The organism is Pseudodesulfovibrio sp. S3, from assembly GCF_004025585.1.
Taxonomy (GTDB): domain Bacteria; phylum Desulfobacterota; class Desulfovibrionia; order Desulfovibrionales; family Desulfovibrionaceae; genus Pseudodesulfovibrio.
The window spans coordinates 135,062-150,987 of record NZ_QTZO01000004.1 but is presented as its reverse complement, the minus strand read 5'-3'; the positions used below and the strand labels follow the sequence as shown (position 1 = coordinate 150,987).

Below are 15,926 nucleotides of genomic sequence, written 5' to 3'. Positions count from 1 at the left end.
TTGCCTCCTATTCGAAGTAGATGAATTCGTAGTCGCCCGTATACCCGAAATGATTGAAAACCCATTCCCACTCGGGCTTACTGAAGAAGGATTCACAGGTCAACGCCCAGCACTGGAGATTGAACTGTTCCAGTTCGTTGCGATAGCTCTCCACACAGATATAGTGGTTTTTGCCCACCCGCTCGATTTCCCCAAGGGCTTTCTCCAAATCGAAAATCTCCAGGTTGTGCAAAGTGGTGATCGAGATAACCAGATCAAACTCGTTGTCATCAAAAGGATAGGGAGCCTGGGCACGATGGATGAACAGATTGTCCCGAATTTCTTCCATGGAATCGGCCAGGCCGTGCTTGGAGATATCAAAACCGTGCACCTCCATGCCGAGGAGAAACAATTCATAAAGAAGATAGGCCTTACCACACCCCACGTCGAGAATTCGCGCACCCGGCTTGAGGTCGTAAGCCTTGATCATGGCCTCGGCCACCGGCTTCCAGTGGCCAGCCTTGTACCGATACCCACCGTAGCCGTAACGACGATCACCGTCCCAGTAATCGGCCTCGTATTCCTTGGCCTTGAGCATGCAGTGGACCTTTTCGTCCACCATACGGTCAAGATACTTTCTGGAAGTGCTGGTATGCAGCGGCGTGATGAAATTTTGCCATTTACCCATGATCACTATCCTTTTCTGATCAAAATGATTTCACTTTGCGCGTATGCTCTAGCTCGTCTGAGCATACGCTCCGCCTTTGCAAGTTGCGCTTCAAGTACTTCGGAACGAGCATCAGTAGCACCGGCAAACCGACGCCGGTCAAAGTCAGTCTTGAGAAATTCGTTAAGCAGGATCATGCACCACTTGAGGCCGAAAAGAGGCAACAGAACACCGAGCCTGCGCTCCAGGGCCGGATCATCCATGATTGCGAGTACCCCACGGCCAAAGGACTCACGCAAATCAAGTGATACGTCCATGCCCGGATGAAGCAGAAAATCCGAGATGAGCTTGGCCGGATCATCCCACCCGAAGTATTCGAAATCAAGGAATGCCAGGCCTGACTCAGTACGAATGGCGTTGTGAAATCCGAAATCCGATGGACTGAGAATCCAGTTCGAAGCAGGAATCTCAAAATCAACGGCCAGGCCCATATCAGCATACACGGCCCGCGCACGAGCGGTCATTTCTTCCACTGCAGGCAAGAATCTTTGCTGCAGAAATGCCTCCAGCCTGCTTTCCATCTCGGAGATACGCGCCCGACCAGCCAACCGCGCCACCCGGTCTCGAATATTCTTTTCAATATCAATCAGCCTGAAAAAAGCCTCCGCAGCGGGACCAAAACCGCCAGCGCCTACACCCCCGGATAATTCCCGGAGAGTTTTGATGAAAGCAATGCAATCATGGATATCCTGGTCTGTGACCTCTGAAACCCCCCCCCCTTGCAGGAAACTGTACACAGCAAACCGATTATCCCTGTCCAAGGCTACAGGCTCAGGCACCAGGGTCACACCCTGTCCCTGCAAAAAGGCAAAAGCTGCAAATTCAGCATCCAACCGATGCTGGTCATGGTAGTGCTTGAGAGCAAAGGGACCATGCTCCGTTTCAATACGAAATACACGGCTGTTTCGACCACCACCGATGGCCGATGCCCCGGTTATTTCAACATCCAACGCAGCTTCAACCAGCGGCTTAAGAGCAGGATCAAGCACATTGCTGTCAAGTCTGGCGATCATCTGATCCCAGTGGGTACACAACGTGCCGGTAAATGCTTCCGGCCTGACCCCCTTAGGAAAAAACAGGATTTGTTCAGTCTGCCCGGGGTATCCCGGTTCCACGAAGACCTCGATCAGATCGTCGATGAACATATCACAGCCAAGTTCCTTTATGATATCCACCTTCTTCTGCCGAGTGGAGGCGAAATACACCTTGTCTTCAGTCAGGGAACTTGCCGCCGAAAAAAAGCTGTTTTTTTCGAGCCAACTCATGGCCGCAGTACACAGATTGCAGGTCCTGTCCGGGTCGCTGGCCGCAAACTCTGTCTTGTGGCTCACGATGCAGGTATCAATACCCTGCCGTTGGCAGAACTCGAAGAAGGCAAGCGCACCGGGGAAAGCTTCTGCCTGACCAATACGTGGGCCATAGGCCAAGGCCTGGATATCAGTCCAATTTTGATGACCATTCTCCTGAATCCACATGGTGTCGCGGACCTCTTTCTTGCTCCGTATGCCATCGTCTGCAAGAAAGCCGCCCTCATCCGCCAAAAGACGAAAGAGGGCGTCATAGGATATGATGGTGTTATCGAGGTCCACCCCGATGCGCATAGCTTATCCCTGGACCTTGAGCAGCCCGGTAACGGTTTCAACAAGCGGTTCAGGCCAGATGCCGTATCGTTCCATGATCTGATTCTGCGTACCGTAATGATCCGGGAACACGTCAGGCACCCCCACGCGTTTGAACGGACGACAGAATCCGGCTTCAAGCATGGTTTCACCCACGGCGCTGCCCAGTCCGCCTATGACGGTGTGCTCCTCCACGGACACCACTACCTTAACTTTGGAAATGCAGTCCAGAAGCATCTCGGTATCCAACGGCTTGAGTGTGGGGAGATGCAGGACCGTGGCGTTGACACCTTTCTCCTGGAGCAAGGCTGCGGCTTCCCGACAGATCCTAAGGCCGATGCCCGTTGTAACCAGAAGCGCATCGGCACCTTCGGCGTAAATCTGCCCCTTGCCGATAACAAACGGCACATCTGGATCAGTAACGACAGGGTCGTATCCCTTGGCCAGCCTAATATAAATCGGATGCGGCCAATCCACGGACACATCCATGAACCGCTCCATCTCTTCGGCATCGGCCGGGCAGACAATGGTCATGTTCGGCAACGCTCGCATAAGAGCTATATCTTCCACGGCCAGATGGGTGGAACCAAGTGGCGCGTAAACCAATCCGCCGCCGTTGCCGATGAGGCGTACCGGCAGATCGTGCAAACAGAGATCCATGGCCACCTGTTCCAGGGCACGACGGACTATGAAGGTTGCAATGGTATTGACGTAGGGGATGCGTCCTTCCAGGGCCATGCCTGCGGCCATGCCAACCACGCTCTGCTCGCTGATGCCCTCCACAAAGAACTGGTCGGGCAATTCATCACGGAAATCGTCCAAGGTTTTGAACCCGAGATCAGAACCTATGAAAACGACACGCTCATCCTTGCGAGCGAGTTCATGGACCATTTCAAGACATTTCTTGCGCATGGATTATCCTTCGAGGCACTGCCGCATGGCAGTGATGTCGTCTGCAGGGAGCTTGCTTTTGTGATGCCAGGCCAGATTGTTTTCGGCGAAGTCGACACCCTTGCCTTTGACCGTATGGCAAATGATTGCAGTGGGTTTTCCAGGAACAACAACATCACGACTGAACGCTTTTCTGAGGGCATTCACATCATGTCCGTTGACTTCGATACAATGAAAACCGAAGGCTTCCCATTTGGCAGCAAACGGCTCCAATTCCTGGACTTCACTTGTCTCGCCGTAGGACTGGTATTTATTGTAGTCCACCATCGCAACAAGATTATCCAACCCGCGCTTCCCGGCGCTCAAGGCGGCTTCCCATACAGAACCCTCGTTGCATTCGCCGTCGCCCATGATCACGAAAACACGATTGTCGCGTCCACGGACCTTGGCGTCAACGGCCATACCCAGCCCTACGGGCAAGCCGTGGCCGAGCGCACCGGTGGAAACCTCAATGCCGGGAATCTTGTTGGCGCTGGGGTGTCCACCGAGCAAACCGTCACAGGCACAGAACTCGTTCAGCCGTTCCCTGGGGAAGTACCCCTTGTCCGCCAGTATGACATACTGTGCCAGACAGCCGTGTCCTTTGCTCAGGATGCAGCGATCACGGTCCATCCAGCCAGGGTTGGCTGGGTCAAAACGCAGGATATCGTCATACAGCACGCGCATGATCTCGATAAGCGACATGGTGGAGCCGATATGGCCACGCTGGGCACACTCTAGCATGTTCACGACCGTGCGCCGCAACTCCATGGACCGCGCATCAAGAGGCGCGGCCATGGAGGCTTCATGAATAATCCGGATGGAATCTTTCACGTAAAGTCCCTATTTGGTGTTCAGGTTCTGCATCCGCTTGATATTGAAGTACTTGTCGTCCGTCATGGAGTTGGGAATAAGCCCCTTTTCAAAAGCTTCCTTCAACTCGACGATAGCATCCTCAATGGTGTGCTGAGGTACGAAACCAAGCTCGTTTTTGATTTTGTCGGAGTTGACATGGTAGGAACGGTTGTCGTCCGTGGGAGTGACCACGATATCCACATCCGTGCCCAGTGTGGCTTTCACCTTTTCGGCGATCTCCATGACCTTGAAGTTCTCGTAACCAACATTGTAGATTTTCTTCTGGATCTTGGCCGCGTCCTGCTTGAGCATGAACAGGTAGACGTCCACCATGTCCTGAATATGCAGGTTGGGGCGCTTTTGCTGTCCGCCAAAGACCGTGATCTTGCCGTTATTGATGGCATGGTTGGTCAGGATGTTCACGGTCAAATCCAAGCGCAAGCGCGGAGCGTAACCACAAACCGTGGAAGGTCTAATGGTGGTCGCGATGAACGCGTCGGAGGCGGCTGCGTTCAGGTACTCCTCGCACATTGCCTTATACTTGGAGTAATCGGTCAGCGGCTCGAGCGGCAAATCTTCGGTCACTTCCGCATCTTCCTTAATGCCGTACACGGAAGAACTGGAGGCATAGATAAACCGCTGCACGCCAGATTCCTTGGCGATATCCACCAGGGGGAGGAAGGCGTCGTAGTTGATGGACTTGGCCAAATCCGGGTCAAGCTCATAGGAAGGATCGTTGGAAATACAAGCAAGATGAATGACCGCATCAGCACCGGGAATGGTCTCTTTCAGCAAATCTGCATTGCGCAAATCGCCTTTGATCACGGTAAGCTTTGACTTGTCGCTGATGCCGTCGAAAACGTCATCTCCGTACCAATAAATGTCATGAGCCTTGACGGCGTATCCTTCATTGAGAAGAGCAGGCACCAACAACGAACCAACGTAGCCGCCGGCACCGGTAACAAAAATGGTTTTGATATCAGACATGAATAATCTCCGTATTTAGTATTCGCTGCCTCTAAGCAGCACTAATTCCAAAGTTGAAATGCGCTGGGGGCGACCTTTAGCACAGTTGTACAGTCCAAGTAAAATCCGGACAAGCCTGACCCCGACTGGCACAAAATTTATACAAAGGATAACACAACAAAAAAACAATTTTTCTGATTTTTTGTTGAAAAAAGACAACAAGTTCAGAGGCAAAACGGTCCATCATTTGAACAGATCGACAAGACGATGCAGCATGGCTGCATGACCCGATTCGGCCATCCCGTAAGTCTTGGCGGGAATATAAAAATTCAGATCACCCATACCCCGAATGGCATTGTCGGGCGACATGGCGGAAAACGTCGCAAAATAACCGGAAAGCTGTCGAGCAACCTTGCCCGCCTCGACCACGTTGGGCGAATTGCCGGAACTGCTGATGCCGATCAAGACTTCACCTTCGACCATACGCTGCTTGAGCGGAAAGGCAAAACTTTCAGCGTACCCCATGTCGTTCCCAGTGGCCGTGATCAAGGCTGGGTCAGTAAAGACCTCGGTAGGAACGCCGGACATCTTGGCAAGATCAGTGGAAAAATGGCTGGCCATGGAGGCGCTTGCCCCATTACCTACGAAATAGACACGCCGACGGTCCTTGCCGCACGCTTCCACCATCCGCTTGAGACGAACAAAGCCTTCATTCGTATCGATCTCGACACCTGCGCTGTCCGTAACCACAAGAGCATTCAACACCGCTGCAAGTTCGTCCACATATCCGGTCCAATTTTTCATAACTACCTGCTAGATAAGGTGATTACAACCCCATGAGCAAACATCGGCACTTCAGGTGCTGGCTAGCACAGAGCTCCACAATTCCGGCACGGTCTGACTATGCCCGTCGCGTACATAGAAGCTTTCACCACCATCGTCAACCGTACGAATCAGCATGGTTTTCCACGGTCGGAAGTAATAATCCGGGCTGCCCTTGGGGGCTTCGGCAGAGATATCTGCGGGCAATTGACGCAGATCGCATACAAGTGAGGTGAACCGCCTGATCTCCCGCCCTTCCTGGGCCGCCACGTTGCGGACCATGGCCAGGGCCTTGAGGTAGACCTCCGGGGCCATGATGGCACTGCCGAAGTTCATGACCACACCGCCCTCGATATTCTCAAGCACAGAGGTGTAGTAAAGAAAATCCGTATAGGAGGCCTGCCCCCACGCCGCACCGTCACAGTTGGGATGCTCGTGAACGATGTCAGAACCGATACCGACATGCACCGTAAAAGGGATGCCGAGCCGATGGGCTGCGGCAAACAGACTTGTGGACTTATGCGGAAAATCACCCTCAGCGATCGCCTTTCCAATGGCCTCGCCAACGCCCATGTCTTCTTTGATTCCCTGGTTGATTACGTCGTTTATCCGCCCGGTCTCCTGCCACAGGCCGAACTGTCCATCCCGGATGTATCGGGCCACGCTCTCCGTGGTCTGACCAATAAGCGCAAACTCGTAATCATGAATGACACATGCCCCATTGCCGGCCAGACAGGATATATACCCCCGCTCCATGAGGTCGATGATGAACCGCTGCACTCCTGCTCGAATGACATGGGCTCCCATCATCAGAATGACCGATGCGCCACTCTCCTTGGCCGCACGGATGCGCGCGGCCACAGCGGCAAGCTGCGGATGCTTGCCGTCCACCGGCTCAAGGGCCCTGACAACGTCAATGTGCAGGTCATGCTGACGTTGCGCCAGGGGCAACACCTTCAGCCGGGATGTATCGAATCTATTAAACGTCATTTTATTTCAAAAGCGAGGTCACATGTTTCATTATGGCCTGTTTGGTCACAGACTTTTCATTACCGACAATGCCCACGGCAATGGCTCCGGCCACGTTGCCGAGGAAGGCAACGATTTCCGGCGAGACATCGCCCAGACTTGCAGCCAGGGAGGCCACAGAAAAGAAGGCGTCCCCGGAACCGATTTTATCCACCACTTTGTTGGCGAAGGCGGGAACCAGAACCCCCACCCCTTCACTCGTCTGAACGTATGACCCTTTTTTGCCTCGTGTAACGGCTATCATGGATGCGCCAAGTTGCGCTCTGACATCACTAGTCAAAGGAATGACTCCAGTCACCCTGTCGCGGGCGTCCAAGCGAAGCTCCGGCTCAGCCAAACTGATAAAATCGCATCGTCCATAGGCCGAAATGGTATGATATCCCCTATTGCCCGCATTGGCCTGAGTGTTGACCGCCAGATACTTGGCCTTGGTCAAAGCCTCGCGTGTCTTGAGGCTGATCGCCCCATGCCCAAAGTCGGCGGCTACGACAAGATCGCTTCCCTCGGCAACCTTCATAAGACTGCTTCGCATTATCTCGTCCCTGTCCTGATCCAGGCCGGAATCGTTCATATGGTAAATCTCAAAGAGCTTTACCATGCTATAGCCTTCGATATACCGACGCTTCCGCAATGTGGGAGCATCTTCCTGATAAGCGAAATGCGGCTCGACATTGGGATTAAGCTTTTCCCGAATGAACTCTTCCTGAGTATCAGTCTCGCCGAGCACCGTAAACATCTCCACTCGCTCCACCAGATTCGATAGGTGGTTGGCGATAGCCAGAACGCCACCGGCAAACACATCACCACCGGTATGACTGAAGGCCATGACGGGCTCCTTGGAGGATGCACCAAGCGGAGAACAGTACTGATAGTCGTCCAGGATGGTATCACCGATCACGGTCACCTTGAGCTTGGAAATCCGATCCAGCACACTTTCCAAATCATGGATGGTATAACGCGACCGAAACATGTCGAGGTATTCCTGCACGTCATCCGAGAAGGAAGACATGAACCTATTGATCAGGTTGGTGGAACTGAACACGATATCCTGCGTCAGCTTCAACTCGGCCCCAATCTCCGCACAGACATCCGCTTCAAGCCGCAGCTTGCCGGTCGGATCAGAGTCAATGGACTTGAAATCCGACCCCTTGACGTAGACGTCAGGCCGCAGTTTCCGCAGCAACTCCTCGGCGGTGGGCCACTCATTGACAGCCACGAAGTCAACGACGTCCTGGGAGGCCACTCCCTCGGCCCGAAGTACTTCGCCGAACGCGGGGCGATGCGGTCCCTTGTCCACAAACCTGTCGGGAGAGACGGTCACGACAAGTACATCACCCCATTCAGCGGCTTGGCGGAAATACCGGATATGTCCGATGTGCAAGAGATCAAAAACGCCGTGACAGTGCACAACCTTCTTGCCTTCGGCCTTGAGTTCGGAAACGATATCAATAAGTTTGGAAATAGATGTGATTTTATTTTTGATAACCATAGGAACCAATTATATGCTCATGAATAACACGTCAACTCCGACCGTTAAAAAGAAGAGGCCGAGCCGACACCACATGAAGAACCCTCCTCGCTCAAATCAAAACGCCAACTCGGTCCAACAGAAAAAAGGAAACAATGAACCCAAACGAACCTATCCATCCGTTCCCTTTTTTCCCTTGACCAACTTGCTTATAATGGGTGAATAAATTTTGTTGCAACTTTGGGCGACATGAAACATGAGCCTACGAAAAATAACAACCTTTTGGAATACTACAATTTATCATTAGCCCCCTGCCATATCTCAACAAAGGATAATTTTATTCCATCCTTTCACGGCCGGTCTGCTTCGCTACTCGAAAACCATAATGACGGCATGGCCCCCCCTTCAAACGAGATACTGGTTTTGCGGAAGAGAACAAATACGAGGAGAAACCATTCATGGCAGTAGTCATTGTAACCGGTTCATGCGGGCTTATCGGCGCTGAAACGGTCCGCTTCTATATTGGGAAAGGATTTGACGTGATTGGCGTGGACAACAACATGCGCTCATACTTCTTCGGAGAGGAAGCCTCCACCAAGTGGAGCCAGCTCAGACTGGAAAGCGACTTTTCCAACTACTCCCATGAGAACATCGACATCCGTGACGAAACTGCCGTGGACGCTCTGTTTTCCAAGTACGCCGGGGATATCAGCGCGGTCATCCACACGGCTGCACAACCATCCCACGACTGGGCTGCCCGTGAACCGATCACCGACTTTTCCGTGAACGCCACCGGCACACTCGTTCTGCTGGAAGCCACCCGCAAACACTGCCCCAAGGCCGCATTCCTCTTCACCTCCACCAACAAGGTCTACGGCGACACCCCGAATTTCCTTCCTCTTTTGGAAGAAGAGACCCGCTGGGAACTGGACCCGTCTCATGCATTCGCCGAACACGGCATTGACGAAAAGATGAGCATCGACGGCTGCACCCACTCCCTGTTCGGCGTTTCCAAGGCCGCAGCCGATCTGCTGGTGCAGGAATACGGAAAGTACTTCAACATGAACACCGGCGTGTTTCGGGGGGGCTGCCTGACCGGGGGAGGCCATTCCGGCACAGAGCTGCACGGTTTTCTCTCCTACCTCGTCCGCTGCTGCATGACCGGCAGGCCCTACACCGTGTTCGGCTACAAGGGCAAACAGGTCCGCGACAACATCCACTCCTCTGACCTTGTGAACATGCTCTGGCATTTCCACCAGAACCCGCGTCCGGGCGAAGTATACAACGCCGGCGGCAGCAGGCACTCCAACTGCTCCATGCTCGAAGCCATTGGAATGTGTGAAGAATTCACCGGCAAGAAGATGAACTACACATACAACGACGAGAACAGGATCGGGGACCATATCTGGTACGTCAGTGACGTCCGCAAATTCAAGTCACATTACCCGGACTGGAAATACACCTATGACATCAAGGCGATCATCCAGGAAGTCATCGAAGGATGGCGTACCAGGGACGCCAAATAAGGACACCGGCATGACCAGTATATTCGACTTGTACGAGCAATGCAGGACCGACCACAGACAGGAATACATCGACGTTTACGACGCCCGTGCCAAAGAGCGCGTCAACGACTTGTCCGGGCGCAAAGGCTATTTCTATGAAAAGCTCCGCCAACTCGTCGCGTTTTATGTCGAACCCGGCAAGCGCGTGCTGGCGGTGAACGCCGATGCCGGACAGTATCTGACTTGGACCGAACCCGCATACGGTGTGGGCATTGAATCCGCACCGCAACTCGTGGACGTGGCCCGCAAGGCCCGCCCGGAGTATACATTCCATGAGTGCGTACCCGAAGCATTCGAAGCGGAAGAGCAGTTTGACTACATCCTCATTGTGGATGCAGTGAACAACATGTTCGACGTGCAGACCGCCATGGAGAAGCTTCATCCGGCCTGCCATGCCGAGACACGCATCATCATCACCTGGTATAATTTCATCTGGAAACCGCTGCTCAAGGCCGCCGAGAAATGGAACATGAAGCGGCCGAGCACGCCGCAGAACTGGCTGTCCAAGGCACACATCGAGCAACTCGTCACCCTGGCCGGTTTCGAGGCAACCCAGCACACCCGCAAAATTCTTCTCCCCTACAAGGTCCCGGTCGTTTCAGAACTGATCAACAAATACGTTGCAGGGCTGCCGCTCATCAACCATCTTTGCCTCATGAATATCATGGTGGCCCGTCCGCTCCCGGCCAAAAGCGTGGAGGACTTCGGCGTTTCCGTGATCGTTCCGTGCAAGGACGAGGCAGACAACATTGAAGCCGCTGTCCTGCGCACGCCGAAGATGGGCAAGCACACCGAACTGATCTTCTGCGACGACAACTCCACCGACGGCACCCCGGACGTGGTCAGACGTATGCAGAAAGAACATCCGGACAAGGACATCAAGCTCGTGAACGGCCCTGGCATATGCAAGGCTGAAAACGTCTGGACCGGCTTCAACGCGGCCACACAGGACATCGTCATGATTCTGGACGGCGACCTGACCGTACCGCCCGAAGACCTGCCCAAATTCTACAATGCCATGGCAACCAACAAGGGCGAATTCATCAACGGCACCCGCTCGATCTATCCCATGCGCGACGAGGCCATGCGCCTCGCCAATATCTTCGGCAACAAGGCGTTCAGCATGCTCTTCTCGTACATCCTGAGCCAATCCGTCACCGACACGCTGTGCGGCACCAAAGTGCTGTGGCGCAAAGACTGGCTGCGGCTGAGGAACCTGCTCGGCAGTTGGGGCATCAACGACCGATGGGGCGATTACGAGCTCATCTTCGGTGCGGCCCGGCTCGGACTCAAGCACCAGGACCTGCCCGTGCGATACATGGAGCGCGTCCACGGCGAAACCAAGATGACCGGCAGGCTGAAAAACGCCCTGGTCATGCTGCGCATGTGTATGGCGGCATTCAGAAAATTCAAATAGATTCCCAAATCCGTATCAACCGATGCAAGCCATCAACAAGCGATTGCAGACAGGTTTTCCCCGATGAATAAAAACACACAGTCTCGAACATCAAGCAAAACCGATTTCGAGGTTCGGAAGAAGAACGAAATCGCGCATGGGGAAAAAATAGCCCAAGGCGAAAGTGAAGCCATTTGGGGATGGGGAAGCCTGGCCGGAAAAATACGTGCTGAAAGACGTGCGCAGCTCATTGCAGAAGGTGCCGGCTTGGCCAAAGGCATGAGAGTACTTGAAATCGGCTGCGGCACAGGCAACTTCACTGAAAAATTCGCCAAATACGGTGCAGATATTCTTGCATGCGACCTGTCGCCTCATCTGCTGGAAAAAGCTAAAAAACGCGATTTCGGAAAGGCAGAAGTCTGTTTTATCTGCTCTCCTTTCGAGGAATGCGGCACGGATGGAGCATTTGACGCCATCATCGGCTCATCAATTCTCCACCATCTTGAAATAGAACAGGCTTTCCCGAAAATTCATGAGTTGCTCAAGCCTGGTGGCAAGATCGCTTTTGCTGAACCGAACATGCTCAACCCCCAAATTTTTATAGAACGAAGGTTCCGGCACCTGTTTTCCCATATTTCGGAAAATGAAACCGCCTTTGTCCATTCATCCCTGAAAAAAACGCTCCAGGGGGTCGGCTTCAACAAAATCGATATAACCCCTTTTGACTGGCTCCACCCCGCGACACCAGAATCACTGATCGGTTTCGTATCAAGCCTAGGTAAATGCATAGAACACACACCTGTTCTGCGCCAGTTTTCCGGATCGCTCCTCATTGTTGCCGAGAAATAAAATACCGCACCTAGCCGATCCATCTGCATGTCGCAATCGAAGCAGATACAGCCGGAGGAAAAAATGACTAGATTCATGGACTGGGTTGAAAATAACCGCTCTCTGGCGCTCATGCTCCTCTTCCTCTTCAGCGTCGTAGTTCGAATCATGACGCTCGAGTACCTTGACCTGGGCGGTGACAATGCCGAACGATGGATGCAGGCACACCGCATAGCAGAAGGGCTTGGAGTCACGCATTGGTACAATCACTCCATGCGTTGGGTCATTGTTCTGCCACTTGCCGGTCTGATAAAACTATTCGGCCCGCACCCGGCCGTCTCTGCGATCCTGCCAATCCTTTTCTCTTCAATCGGCGCGGTATTTATCTACCTGATAGGGGAACGTCTCCAAGGTCCCAGGCTCGGCCTCAGTAGCGCCCTCCTGACAGTGCTACTCCCTCTCATGGCACGCTCGGGCAGCCAACTCTGGCCCGGTGTCTTCGAAATGGCCTATATAGCGATCATGGTCTGGCTCATCCTCTGCTGGATTGAGACCCGTTCAACATCGACCCTCGTGCTCGCCGGTATTGTTTTCTTCCTTGGCTGGGGAGCGCGGGTGACCATGATTTACAGTTACCCCGGAGCCGTTATGCTCATCTGGCTGCCAACAAGAAACTTCCGCGCAGTTCTGATTTTCACAGCTGTTGCCGCTGGCCTGTGCTTTGCGGAATGGGGCTGGTTCTGGTGGGATTCAGGCAACCCCAAGGGACGTCTCGGCCTGCTTTTCGCCTCTTCATACGGCAACCAGAACGACCTCTTTATTCCCTTGAAGAAATACCTGATGCAGTTCAGCGATCTCATCAAGATAAAAGGATTACTCCCTGTAGCAATCCTGACATTCGGGGCTGGATTATTCGCCTTCAGGGAAAAGGACAAACGACTCTGGGGAATCGCCGCGCTGTATTTCATTGGCGTATTCCTGATGCTCTACATGGTGTCGAGCATATTGCCCATAAAACTGGCCATGCCCTTCGGCTCCCGCAAATGGCCGATCTACTCCCCATACGGAATCCTGCTACTCATGTGGTTTCTCCTCAAACTCAAAGACCGTCGCCCCCGTATCGGCGTTGCCTTGATCAGCATCCTCTTTGCAGCATTCACCATTTTCAGTATCATGAAAATCCCCCCGACCAACACTCTGATTCAAGTATCGCGCGATTATGCCATACTGAAACCGACCCTGGATGCGGATCAGCCTATCCGCATGGTCTATGAACCATGGCAACCCAATTTCATCGAAAAAGTACTTATCGAAGTGTTTACCGGGGAAAAGAAAAGAAGAAATCGTAAGGACAAAGAAATCAATCTTGACATGAGGCGCAACCAACAGCGAATAGCCTCCCTGTTCCTGAGTGATGTCAACAGATTCAAGGAATACCATGACAGACCGCTTGTCCGCGTGGACAAGTATGTATACATACTTCCATCCACAAACGGGAATGCAGAGCAACCCGCTGCAGAGAGTGTTTTCGGAACAAGAAACCACGCAGCATATCCCATCACTCGATAACCAATATAATTAATGAAAGACATCTCAAACCTTCACCCCAAAAAGATACTCGTCTGCCAACTCAGGCAGATCGGCGACGTCCTGCTTGCGACGCCGTCCATCCAGCTCTTGAAGGAACGGTTTCCTCAAGCGGAGATTCACCTTCTCACGGAAAAAAAATGTCTGCCTGTGGTGGAGAACAACCCGCATCTTTCCCATGTCTGGGCCATTGACAAGAAGGCACTCAAGAACCCTTTGGCAGCATTCAAATGGTATGCCCAAGTGGGCAGATCAGGTTATGATCTCATCGTGGATTTCCAGCGACTGCCCAGGTGTCGGTACGTACTCATGTTTTCCAACGCCGAGGTCAAGCTTACCCAGGAAACGGCCTGGTACAACAGATTTTTATACACGCATTTCAGCGACGTCATCTACGGCTATGCGGCCATGCTGAAGGCGAGCATCATGCGCCCGCTCGGCATACACTGGGACGGCCAGTTGCCCAAGATATACCTCACGGACGAAGAGAAGCAGTGGGCCGACGCCTTTATCAAGGCCCAGGGCATGGAGCCGCACCGGTTCGTCACCATTGACCCCAGCCACCGCCGTATCACCCGCAAGTGGCCCGAGAGACACTTTGCCGGACTGATCAAGCTCCTGCGCGAAAAGCACCCGGTCCTCAAGTTCTTCATTCTCTATGGTCCAGGTGAATTGGAAGTGGCCCAAAAGGTAGCCGAAATTGCCGGCGACGGCGCAATCGTCTCAAGGGAGATGCTCACCTTGCGCCAAATGGCGGCTGTCCAGGCCAAGGCAGCCCTGCACGTGGGCAACTGCTCGGCCCCCCGGCACTTTGCCGTGGCCGTGGATACCCCGTCACTGTCCATTCACGGCGCCACTGGTTTCGGCTGGTGCCCCAAAACCGAAAAACATTCGAGCGTGGACAAGGGGCTTCCCTGCCGGTCCTGCAACAAGAACACCTGCGAAACCATTGAATGCCTGGAGACCTTCCTGCCTGAAGAGTGTCTGGACGAAGCCCTGCGCCTGCTTGCCTTCAAGATGGAATGATTCCCGAACAGCTCATCCCGGCTTCCCCCTCTCCCTGCCTTGCCATAGCCCCGGACTGGATATATATAGCAGAGCATCATCATTCGCCATTTTCCCGGTCAACACCGCTGGAGCAACATGAATCTCAACAAAAAGAAAATACTGGTCACCGGCTCGGACGGTTTCATCGGATCACATCTTGTCGAACACCTTGTCCGCCAAGGCCACTCGGTGCGTGCCTTTGTCCTGTACAACTCGTTCAATTCCTGGGGCTGGCTCGACGAATCGCCCAAGGAAATCCGGGACAACCTGGAAATCTTCGCCGGAGATATTCGCGACCCCAACGGCGTACGCGAGGCCATGAAGGGGTGCGATGTGGTCATGCACCTGGCCGCGCTCATCGCCATACCCTATTCCTACCACTCCCCCGACACCTACGTGGACACCAACGTCAAGGGTACCCTGAATATTGTCCAGGCGGCCAGAGATCTCGGCGTGGAACGCGTCGTGGTCACCTCCACCAGCGAGGTCTACGGCACGGCGCGGTTCGTGCCCATCACCGAGGACCATCCATTGCAAGGTCAATCCCCCTACTCGGCCACCAAGATCGGCGCGGACCAGATCGCCATGAGTTTTTACAACGCCTTTGAAACCCCGATCTCCATCATCCGCCCGTTCAACACCTACGGCCCCCGGCAATCCGCCCGCGCCGTCATTCCCACGGTCATCACCCAGATTGCCAACGGCGCTAAACAGATCAAGCTCGGCGCTCTCACCCCCACCCGCGATTTCAACTATGTGGACGACACCGTGCGCGGCTTCGAGGCCGTGGCCGCCTCCGACGCATGCGTGGGCGAAGTGGTCAACGTTGGCAGCGGGTTCGAAGTCTCCATCGGTAACACGGCCAAGGCCATTGCCGAAGTCATGAACGCCGACATCGAGATCGTCTGCGACCAGGGGCGCGTCCGACCGGAAAAGAGCGAGGTCGAAAGGTTGTTCGCAGGCAATGAAAAGGTCCGCAAACTCTGCGGATGGGAGCCGGAATTCGGCGGCCTGGACGGTTTCAAGCGCGGCCTCGAACTGACGGCCCAATGGTTCGCCGATCCCGAAAATCTCAGACGCTACAAAGCCGATATCTACAACATCTAGG

14 protein-coding genes are annotated in these 15,926 nt (G+C 53.7%); 6 read left to right on the top strand and 8 right to left on the bottom strand.

Annotation, left to right across the window (positions count from 1 at the left end; translation table 11 throughout):
• Positions 1–7: 7 nt before the first annotated feature.
• The 8 genes from DWB63_RS06105 to DWB63_RS06070 all read right to left on the bottom strand — a co-directional run bounded on the left by DWB63_RS06105 (position 8) and on the right by DWB63_RS06070 (position 8,416).
• The gene (locus DWB63_RS06105) at positions 8–667 is read right to left on the bottom strand and encodes a class I SAM-dependent methyltransferase (RefSeq protein ID WP_128327933.1); all 660 of its coding nucleotides are present in this window, start codon (positions 665–667) and stop codon (positions 8–10) included.
• A gap of 5 nt (positions 668–672) precedes the next feature.
• Complete coding sequence (locus DWB63_RS06100; protein ID WP_164879793.1) at positions 673–2,181, bottom strand: aminoglycoside phosphotransferase family protein; 1,509 nt, start codon at positions 2,179–2,181, stop codon at positions 673–675.
• 129 nt (positions 2,182–2,310) lie between these two features.
• On the bottom strand, positions 2,311–3,237 hold the full coding sequence (locus DWB63_RS06095; protein ID WP_128327931.1) for a transketolase C-terminal domain-containing protein: 927 nt from the start codon (positions 3,235–3,237) through the stop codon (positions 2,311–2,313).
• A gap of 3 nt (positions 3,238–3,240) precedes the next feature.
• Complete coding sequence (locus DWB63_RS06090; protein ID WP_128327930.1) at positions 3,241–4,089, bottom strand: transketolase; 849 nt, start codon at positions 4,087–4,089, stop codon at positions 3,241–3,243.
• A 9-nt stretch (positions 4,090–4,098) separates the two neighbouring features.
• A complete protein-coding gene (locus DWB63_RS06085) occupies positions 4,099–5,097 on the bottom strand; it encodes an SDR family oxidoreductase (protein WP_128327929.1) in 999 nt (332 codons plus the stop codon).
• Between the two features lie 222 nt (positions 5,098–5,319).
• Positions 5,320–5,880, bottom strand: coding sequence for an SIS domain-containing protein (locus tag DWB63_RS06080; protein WP_128327928.1), 561 nt, complete (start codon positions 5,878–5,880; stop codon positions 5,320–5,322).
• A gap of 51 nt (positions 5,881–5,931) precedes the next feature.
• Positions 5,932–6,888 (bottom strand): hypothetical protein, encoded by a 957-nt coding sequence (locus DWB63_RS06075; protein ID WP_128327927.1) that lies wholly within the window; start codon positions 6,886–6,888, stop codon positions 5,932–5,934.
• Position 6,889: 1 nt separating this feature from the next.
• Positions 6,890–8,416, bottom strand: coding sequence for a PfkB family carbohydrate kinase (locus DWB63_RS06070; protein WP_128327926.1), 1,527 nt, complete (start codon positions 8,414–8,416; stop codon positions 6,890–6,892).
• Positions 8,417–8,853: 437 nt separating this feature from the next.
• Between DWB63_RS06070 and DWB63_RS06065 the strand changes: the two genes are divergently transcribed.
• The 6 genes from DWB63_RS06065 to DWB63_RS06040 all read left to right on the top strand — a co-directional run bounded on the left by DWB63_RS06065 (position 8,854) and on the right by DWB63_RS06040 (position 15,925).
• On the top strand, positions 8,854–9,921 hold the full coding sequence (locus DWB63_RS06065) for an NAD-dependent epimerase/dehydratase family protein (protein ID WP_128327925.1): 1,068 nt from the start codon (positions 8,854–8,856) through the stop codon (positions 9,919–9,921).
• A 10-nt stretch (positions 9,922–9,931) separates the two neighbouring features.
• Complete coding sequence (locus tag DWB63_RS06060; protein ID WP_164879792.1) at positions 9,932–11,377, top strand: glycosyltransferase family 2 protein; 1,446 nt, start codon at positions 9,932–9,934, stop codon at positions 11,375–11,377.
• A 63-nt stretch (positions 11,378–11,440) separates the two neighbouring features.
• On the top strand, positions 11,441–12,205 hold the full coding sequence (locus DWB63_RS06055; RefSeq protein ID WP_128327923.1) for a class I SAM-dependent methyltransferase: 765 nt from the start codon (positions 11,441–11,443) through the stop codon (positions 12,203–12,205).
• Positions 12,206–12,268: 63 nt separating this feature from the next.
• On the top strand, positions 12,269–13,753 hold the full coding sequence (locus tag DWB63_RS06050; protein ID WP_164879791.1) for a glycosyltransferase family 39 protein: 1,485 nt from the start codon (positions 12,269–12,271) through the stop codon (positions 13,751–13,753).
• 12 nt (positions 13,754–13,765) lie between these two features.
• Positions 13,766–14,797: a glycosyltransferase family 9 protein gene (locus DWB63_RS06045; RefSeq protein ID WP_128327921.1), complete on the top strand. Its 1,032-nt coding sequence runs from the start codon at positions 13,766–13,768 to the stop codon at positions 14,795–14,797.
• A 117-nt stretch (positions 14,798–14,914) separates the two neighbouring features.
• The gene (locus tag DWB63_RS06040; RefSeq protein WP_128327920.1) at positions 14,915–15,925 is read left to right on the top strand and encodes an NAD-dependent 4,6-dehydratase LegB; all 1,011 of its coding nucleotides are present in this window, start codon (positions 14,915–14,917) and stop codon (positions 15,923–15,925) included.
• The last annotated feature ends 1 nt before the right edge of the window (position 15,926 follow it).

Bases quoted from the DNA above. Each gene is read 5' to 3' on its own strand.
- DWB63_RS06045 (WP_128327921.1), top strand. From the start codon at position 13,766: ATGAAAGACATCTCAAACCTTCACCCCAAAAAGATACTCGTCTGCCAA.
- DWB63_RS06095 (WP_128327931.1), bottom strand. From the start codon at position 3,237: ATGCGCAAGAAATGTCTTGAAATGGTCCATGAACTCGCTCGCAAGGAT.
- DWB63_RS06065 (WP_128327925.1), top strand. From the start codon at position 8,854: ATGGCAGTAGTCATTGTAACCGGTTCATGCGGGCTTATCGGCGCTGAA.
- DWB63_RS06105 (WP_128327933.1), bottom strand. From the start codon at position 667: ATGGGTAAATGGCAAAATTTCATCACGCCGCTGCATACCAGCACTTCC.
- DWB63_RS06100 (WP_164879793.1), bottom strand. From the start codon at position 2,181: ATGTGGATTCAGGAGAATGGTCATCAAAATTGGACTGATATCCAGGCC.
- DWB63_RS06040 (WP_128327920.1), top strand. From the start codon at position 14,915: ATGAATCTCAACAAAAAGAAAATACTGGTCACCGGCTCGGACGGTTTC.
- DWB63_RS06050 (WP_164879791.1), top strand. From the start codon at position 12,269: ATGACTAGATTCATGGACTGGGTTGAAAATAACCGCTCTCTGGCGCTC.
- DWB63_RS06085 (WP_128327929.1), bottom strand. From the start codon at position 5,097: ATGTCTGATATCAAAACCATTTTTGTTACCGGTGCCGGCGGCTACGTT.
- DWB63_RS06075 (WP_128327927.1), bottom strand. From the start codon at position 6,888: ATGACGTTTAATAGATTCGATACATCCCGGCTGAAGGTGTTGCCCCTG.
- DWB63_RS06055 (WP_128327923.1), top strand. From the start codon at position 11,441: ATGAATAAAAACACACAGTCTCGAACATCAAGCAAAACCGATTTCGAG.
- DWB63_RS06080 (WP_128327928.1), bottom strand. From the start codon at position 5,880: ATGAAAAATTGGACCGGATATGTGGACGAACTTGCAGCGGTGTTGAAT.
- DWB63_RS06060 (WP_164879792.1), top strand. From the start codon at position 9,932: ATGACCAGTATATTCGACTTGTACGAGCAATGCAGGACCGACCACAGA.
- DWB63_RS06070 (WP_128327926.1), bottom strand. From the start codon at position 8,416: ATGGTTATCAAAAATAAAATCACATCTATTTCCAAACTTATTGATATC.